This window comes from Vibrio sp. 99K-1 (assembly GCF_013114585.1).
Classification (GTDB): domain Bacteria; phylum Pseudomonadota; class Gammaproteobacteria; order Enterobacterales; family Vibrionaceae; genus Vibrio; species Vibrio chagasii_B.
Map to the genome: position 1 here is coordinate 1 of NZ_VTXF01000071.1, position 618 is coordinate 618.

At 41.7% G+C, this 618-nt stretch carries 1 tRNA gene and 1 rRNA gene; both read right to left on the bottom strand.

The annotated features are described in order from the left end of the window. Positions 1–271: 271 nt before the first annotated feature. Positions 272–347, bottom strand: a tRNA-Ala gene (locus F0228_RS25655). A 76-nt stretch (positions 348–423) separates the two neighbouring features. Then, positions 424–618, bottom strand: a 16S ribosomal RNA gene (locus F0228_RS25660); the annotation flags it as partial.

Consider the following 618-nt stretch of genomic DNA (forward strand, 5'->3'; position numbering starts at 1 on the left):
GTTTTTGGTTGTAACAAGAAGGGTTAGTTCTTATTACGTGTTTGCCGGACTCAATGTGATTCAAACAAGTTTGAATCGAATACAAGACACTTGAATGTGTTTGTTGTGTTTATCCAAAGGATAAACATTGAGAACTTTTAATTTGATTTAAATAACTACGTTATTTAAATCAGTCAGCTTTCCAAATTGTTAAAGAGCTAGATATTTCAAAAGAAATAACCATTTTTAAAGATTCTACTTTCTATTCTAAAGAAATAAGAACACTTAAAGATGGTGGAGCTATGCGGGATCGAACCGCAGACCTCCTCGCTGCCAGCGAGGCGCTCTCCCAGCTGAGCTATAGCCCCATCTGGAAAAGTATTCCCTACTCTTAACTTATTAAACCATCAATCTGTGTGGACACTTATCGTGAAGATCTTCGTATAAGGAGGTGATCCAGCCCCAGGTTCCCCTAGGGCTACCTTGTTACGACTTCACCCCAGTCATGAACCACAAAGTGGTGAGCGTCCTCCCTAAGGTTAAACTACCCACTTCTTTTGCAGCCCACTCCCATGGTGTGACGGGCGGTGTGTACAAGGCCCGGGAACGTATTCACCGTAGCATTCTGATCTACGATTA